The sequence below is a fragment of the Niveispirillum sp. genome (assembly GCF_017996735.1).
Taxonomy (GTDB): domain Bacteria; phylum Pseudomonadota; class Alphaproteobacteria; order Azospirillales; family Azospirillaceae; genus Niveispirillum.
Genome location: NZ_JAGOGJ010000229.1, coordinates 1 through 5,803 on the forward strand (window position 1 = coordinate 1; position 5,803 = coordinate 5,803).

At 66.5% G+C, this 5,803-nt stretch carries 6 protein-coding genes and 1 pseudogene; 5 read left to right on the forward strand and 2 right to left on the reverse strand.

Translation table 11 applies throughout. The features are described 5' to 3' along the window. The 5 genes from KBA48_RS32030 to KBA48_RS32050 all read left to right on the forward strand — a co-directional run. The coding region (locus KBA48_RS32030; RefSeq protein WP_292912730.1) for a hypothetical protein at positions 1–260 on the forward strand (260 nt) is incomplete at its 5' end. A 104-nt stretch (positions 261–364) separates the two neighbouring features. Beyond that, positions 365–1,534 carry an acetamidase/formamidase family protein gene (locus KBA48_RS32035; protein ID WP_292912731.1) on the forward strand — a complete coding sequence of 390 codons (1,170 nt, stop codon included), beginning with the start codon at positions 365–367 and terminating at the stop codon, positions 1,532–1,534. Next, positions 1,534–2,754 carry an MFS transporter gene (locus KBA48_RS32040; RefSeq protein WP_292912732.1) on the forward strand — a complete coding sequence of 407 codons (1,221 nt, stop codon included), beginning with the start codon at positions 1,534–1,536 and terminating at the stop codon, positions 2,752–2,754. Before KBA48_RS32035 ends, KBA48_RS32040 begins: the two co-directional genes overlap by 1 nt. 1 nt (position 2,755) lies before the next feature. Further along, a complete protein-coding gene (locus KBA48_RS32045; RefSeq protein ID WP_292912733.1) occupies positions 2,756–3,214 on the forward strand; it encodes a heme-binding protein in 459 nt (152 codons plus the stop codon). 185 nt (positions 3,215–3,399) lie between these two features. Next, complete coding sequence (locus KBA48_RS32050; protein WP_292912734.1) at positions 3,400–4,347, forward strand: fumarylacetoacetate hydrolase family protein; 948 nt, start codon at positions 3,400–3,402, stop codon at positions 4,345–4,347. A gap of 289 nt (positions 4,348–4,636) precedes the next feature. Here the strand turns inward: KBA48_RS32050 and KBA48_RS32055 are convergent, their stop codons facing one another. Together KBA48_RS32055 and KBA48_RS32060 are read right to left on the reverse strand one after the other, a co-directional pair. Then, positions 4,637–5,197: a YcjF family protein gene (locus KBA48_RS32055; protein ID WP_292912735.1), complete on the reverse strand. Its 561-nt coding sequence runs from the start codon at positions 5,195–5,197 to the stop codon at positions 4,637–4,639. Between the two features lie 154 nt (positions 5,198–5,351). Further along, positions 5,352–5,803: pseudogene (locus tag KBA48_RS32060) on the reverse strand (prohibitin family protein); the annotation flags it as partial.

Below are 5,803 nucleotides of genomic sequence, written 5' to 3' on the forward strand. Positions count from 1 at the left end.
CCGCCACAACCCGCCTCGCCCCCATCCCCGAACTCGCCTCAACCCAGGGCGGCGGCATCGCCGCCCTCCCCGACCACAAAGCCGGACCCGTCCCCGAACAAGCCATCTACCGCGTCACCCTCACCGCAACACACCAAGACCAAAACCCAATCCCCATCGCCCTGCGCGGACAGGTCCACATCACCGCAGACCGACAAAGCCCAGCAACCAAAATCATCACAAACTCAATCGCCATCATCAGACGCGAAGCAGGTTTCTGATACGCGGGGGCCAAGCTCAACGGACGATCCGACAAGCAATTGGACGCCACGGCAAGCACCTGAAGTCACAGGCATGTATGATCGCCCGCATGGGAGGATCAAACATGACAGAAACCATCCAGGAACCCGTGCCCCTTGCGCCGCCGGCCGAAAAGCTGAGCCGCCGCGCCCTGGCCCGCATCGCCGCCGTCGCGGGCGTCGCCGGCCTGCTGCCGGCCGGGGCGTCCGCGAAGACCGGCGCTGACGCAACCCGCGTGTTCGACCCCACCCGGCTGGGCCGTCTCCACACCCTGGCCTCCACCCCGCAGACGATCCGGTCCGGGGTCCTGGACCCCGCCGCGAAACCGGTGCTGACCATCCGGTCCGGCGATGTGGTCCATTACCCCGATACCTGGCTGCATTGGGGCAACAAGCCGAAATACGGCATGTCGTTCGAGGAGCGGGAACCGATCCGCAAACAATATCGCGAGGGCCCCTTCTCCCTGATCGGCCCCGTGGCCGTGGAGGGGGCGGAGCCGGGCGACACGATCGAATGCCGCATGCTGCGTCTGCGCCCCATCGACTGGGGCTGGAATTCCGCGCCGCTGGGCGTGGGCGCCATTCCGGAGGATTTCGACAAGCCCTATCTGAAATATTTCCGCTTTGATGCCGACCGACGGCATGCGGAATTCGCGCCCGGCATCCGTCTGCCACTGGCCCCGTTCCAGGGTGTGATGGCGACGCAGCCCAATGGCGAGGCGCCGGTCAGCGCCATCCTGACGGGCGATTATGGCGGCAACATCCTGATGCCGGAACTGGGCGAGGGCACGTCCCTTTTCCTGCCGGTGCAGCAGGCGGGCGGCAATCTCTGGACCGGGGACAGCAACGCGGTGCAGGGCGACGGCGTGGTGAACCAGACCGCCATCGAGACGGCCATGGAGGATCTGCGCATCCAGTATGTGCTGCACAAGGGGGTGCGCGTGCCCGGCCCCATGGGCGAGACGCCGACCCATTGGGCCGTGCTGGGCTATGGCGACAGCCTGGATGACGCGATGGTGATGGCCGTGCGCCGCATGGTGGCGCGGCTGTCCGAGGCGCTGGGCCTGGACAAGGGCGACGCCTATTCCATCACCAGCCTGGCCGGCAGTTTCCGGGCCAGCCAGTTCGCACGGCAGAGCCATACCAACTATGTCGTGAAGCCGGCCAAGGCTGTGCAGGGCCTGCTGCCCAAGGCAATCTTCAGCGCCGATCACGCGGCCCGCATTTCCAACGCCATCCGCACCGGGGGGATGTGATGACCGCGAGCACACAAGCGGCGGCTCCCGTATCGGCGGCCCGCGTCATCCTGATCTGCGCCCTGGTCGGGTTCCTGGACGGGTTCGACACCCAGGCACTGAGCCCGACCGCCAAGCATATCGCGGCCAGCCTGGGCTTTCCCATCCAGGATCTGGGCCTGATTTTCAGCGCCTCGCAGATCGGGTTCCTGCTGGGCGCCCTGCTGCTGGGGCCCATGGGTGACCGGTTCGGACGCAAGCGCATATTGCTGATCACCGTCGTGATGTTCTCCCTCTGCTCGCTCGCCACGGCCTTCGCTCCGTCCTATGAGGCCTTGTTCGTCATCCGGGTGCTGGGCGGCATCGGGCTGGGTGGGGCGACGCCTAACTTTGTCAGCCTGGCATCGGAATATGCCCCGCCCGCCAAACGGGACCGGATTGTCACCATGATGTGGGCAGCTGTTCCCCTGGGTGGCATGGTGGCGGCCCTGACGGCCGGGCAGTTGATGGACAGCGCCGGCTGGCGCAGCGTCTTTTACATCGGCGGGGTGGCGCCACTGCTGCTGGTGCCCGTGATGGTCCGGTTCCTGCCGGAATCGCGGGAGACGGGCAAGGTTGCCGCCACCAGGGCAACGGGCGGCACGGCCGATGCCCTGTTCGCCCGGGGACGCTGGCAGGGCACGATGTGGCTGTGGCTGGCCTCCTTCGGCGGCTGGATGAGCCTGATCGTCACCATCTTCTGGACGCCGACATTGCTGGCAGGTGCCGGCCATGCGTCGGGCGTCGCCACCTCCATGCTGGCCCTGCACAATGTCGGCGCCATCACCGGCACCCTGGCGCTGGGCGCGCTGATGGGCCGGCTGAAGCCGCTGACGGCCCTGTGCCTGGCGCTGTCGGGATCGGCGCTGGCCATCCTGTCCATGGGTCTGTCCATCGATACGGTGGCCACCCTGTCGGTCGCCACGCTGGCGGCGGGTTTCTTCGGGTCGGCGGGGGCCGGCGCCCTGATCGCGGTATCCAGCGGGCTGTACCCATCCGCGATCCGGGCCACGGGTGTGGGCTTCGCGCTGGGGGCCGGCCGTATCGGCGGGTTCCTGGGGCCGCTGCTGACCGGGCTGGTGGTCGCGCTGGCCTGGCCCGCGACCACCACCTATCTCGCCATTGCCGTGCCGGCCGCCATCGCGGCGCTGGCCGTCCTGATGCTGGCCCGCTGGCGGGCCGCCAATCCTTCGGAGAATTGAGATGAGCATTCCTGAACAGGCACAGCCCGTGCGCAGCCTGATCCGCTACGGCCAGGCCGCCACCCTGATCGATGCCGCCATGGGCATCGCGGGGGAACGCGGGGCAAAGCTGTCCTTTGTGGTGGTGGACAGTGCCGGCCATCTGGTCGCCGCCGGTCGCATGGACGGCGCCCCCTTCATCACCATCGAGGTGGCGCGCGGCAAGGCCTTTGCCAGCGTCGCCACGGGTGGACAGCCGGGCGGCGCGCTGGCCGCCCGCTATCAGGAAAACCCCATGGTCTGGGGCAATGCCGCCGCCCTGGGGTTCGGCGCCCCGATGCTGCCGGCCCAGGGCAGCCTGCCGATCTTCATCGGCGGCGTGCTGGTGGGCGCCATGGGGGCCAGCGGCGCCCCGTCCGCCGTGGATGAGGCCGTGGTGAAGCAGGCTATCGAAAGCATCGGCGCCAGCACCGGCGCCTGACCGCCCGATACCATCGGTCAAAATGTTTGACCGATGGTATCCGCGCCGACTGGCGCGGCGGCGGCCGGCATGAACCCACAATCCGAGTTTTCCAGACGTGACCGGTCCTGACCGGCCGGTCACGCAACACCCCCTATTTGCGCCCGCGATGCGGGTGCCGGGCGTTTTCACGAAAGGAATTCCCCATGCGGATCATCGCCTATCAGTCCGGCGCCGGCACGGCGCTGGGCGTCATGGATGGCACGGACAGCTTCATCCCCCTGGCCGACGCCGCCCCCGACCTGCCATCCGACCTTGTCGCCATTCTAGCGATGCCGGACGGGCTGGACCGGGTGCGGGCGGCCGTGGCGGGACGGGCGGGCACGCAGGCCCTGGCCGATGCCCGGCTGAAACCCTTCCTGGGCCGGGCCAATGCGCTGTGGGCGCTGGCGCTGAACTTCAAGACGCATATCGAGGAGACGGGCCTGACCACCTCGCGCCTGCATCCACACCTGTTCCTGCGCACCGCCGCTTCCTATGTCGGGCATGGGGAGCCGATCCTGGCCCCGCATGAGGATGTAGCCCGCGCCTTTGATTATGAAGGCGAGCTGGCCGTGGTGATCGGGCGCGGCGGGCGGCATATCCCGCGCGACCGGGCGCTGGACCATGTGGCGGGCTATAGCTGCCTGAACGAGGGGTCGGTGCGGGAATATCAGCACCATAACCGTCAGTTCGGCCTGGGCAAGAATTTCGAGGCGTCGGGCAGCTATGGCCCCTGGCTGGTGACGGCCGATGAATTCGGCGATCCGGCCCGCCACCGGGTGAAAACCCGCGTCAATGGCGTGACGCGCCAGGATGCGCCGCTGGACGATATGCTGTTCGACGTGGCCGGCACCATCGCCTATCTGTCGCAAGCCTATACGCTGCGTCCCGGCGACCTGATCGCCATGGGCACGCCGGGCGCCCTGCACCCCGCCGAGGATGATGTGGATGGCCGCGACCTGTCCCGGCAGTTCGGCACCTTCAAGACACCCGGCCTGGTACATATGCGCCCCGGCGACAGGGTGGAGGTGGAGATCGACGGGATCGGCGTGTTGAGCAACCCCATCCAGGGGGATACGGCACCGGCCTATACCGACGGTCGACATGTTTGACCGTCGGCATCGCGCCCGCCGGCGCCGCGCCGCTCGTGCGGCGTGGCCGAGCCCACGGATGTGGGCGCCTAGTGATTGAAGGGCTTGAAAGAGTGACCACTGGTCACTCTTTCAAGCCGCTGATTACCGGGTGGAATAGCCCGCCGGTCATCGCGGGGATGACCGACAGGAATTTTGCAAGCGTCCTGAAACATCGTTCAAGGCTGATTGGAGAAGATAAGCCTTGAAAGACCGCAAGCGATGGGGCCGGCATCGATCTCAGCCAGCAGCGTTTTCGCCCCTGGAGAGGTTACGCAGCCTCCGCACGGGTTGTCGTGGTACCGGCCCGTACTGCTTCATATTGCGCACGGAAATACGACCCTGCCTTCTGCGGGTCGAAATCAAGGAATGTGCCGCCGGCTTCGAAGTGCCGGATGAAGACTTTGCCCAACGCCCAGGTGGTGGCGCTGGCGACCGCCGGCTGCCAGAAAGCCGAGGCCAGGGTGCCGATCAACGGAATATGCTTGATCGCCACGCTGGTCATCTGCGCCGTCGCGACCGATCCGAAGCTGCCCACCAGCGAACCGGCCACGCGCGTGACCTGCTCCCGCTTGAAGGGCACGTCATAGATCTTGCCGATTTCCGACAGCATCTTCAGTTGAATGGCGAAAAGGGCGGCCACATCAAGGCCGGGAACGGGCACCAATCCGCCGGCGGCCGACCAGACCATGAACTGGCGAACCTTGGCAAGGGCCGCCAGCTCCTTTGCTGAAGGCAGAACAACCGTTTCCGTCACTCCGGACCCGGCGTCGGCAGCCACCGCCGAGGGCTCGCCAACATTGTCGGTTTCGTTCTTCGCTTCGTCAGCCATAACTACCTCCGGGTTTCCAGATCACTATACTCATGAGGAGCATGGAAGCGCCCGTCAAGGCCTGATCCAGCTCTCAACGCGACGGTTGACACGGCGATGGCCTGCACCCCCGGTAATAATGGTTCGACGTTTGATCCGCGTACCCTTTTGCCGCCTATGGCTTGGTAGGGATGACGGGCGGCGGGGCGGGCGGTGCCTTCGGCCTTGGCGCTTGGGCGGCTTCCGTCTTCCCTGTCTCGTCACCCGCCGCCTTGGCGGGCGTTCCCGGCTTGCCATCGTCCAGATTACCCAGAATGACGGGCAGCCCGCCGGCACCGCCGCCGATGACGATGACCTTACTGTTCTGGGAATTGGCCAGATGCCTGGTGGCCTGTATCCCTTCCCAGCGCAGGTAATTGTCGGTCAGGCCCGGCGCCACCTTGCGCTGGAACTTGTCGATGCCTTCGGCTTCGATCAGCTTGCGCTGCGCTTCCTTGGCTTCGCTCATCAGGCGGTAATCATAAGCCTCGTTGGTGTGCTTCGCCTCGTTCTTATGCTCAATGGCCTTGGCCACGGCCGGCGGCAGGGTGATGCCACGGATCAGCACGTCCCACACCTTCACGAACG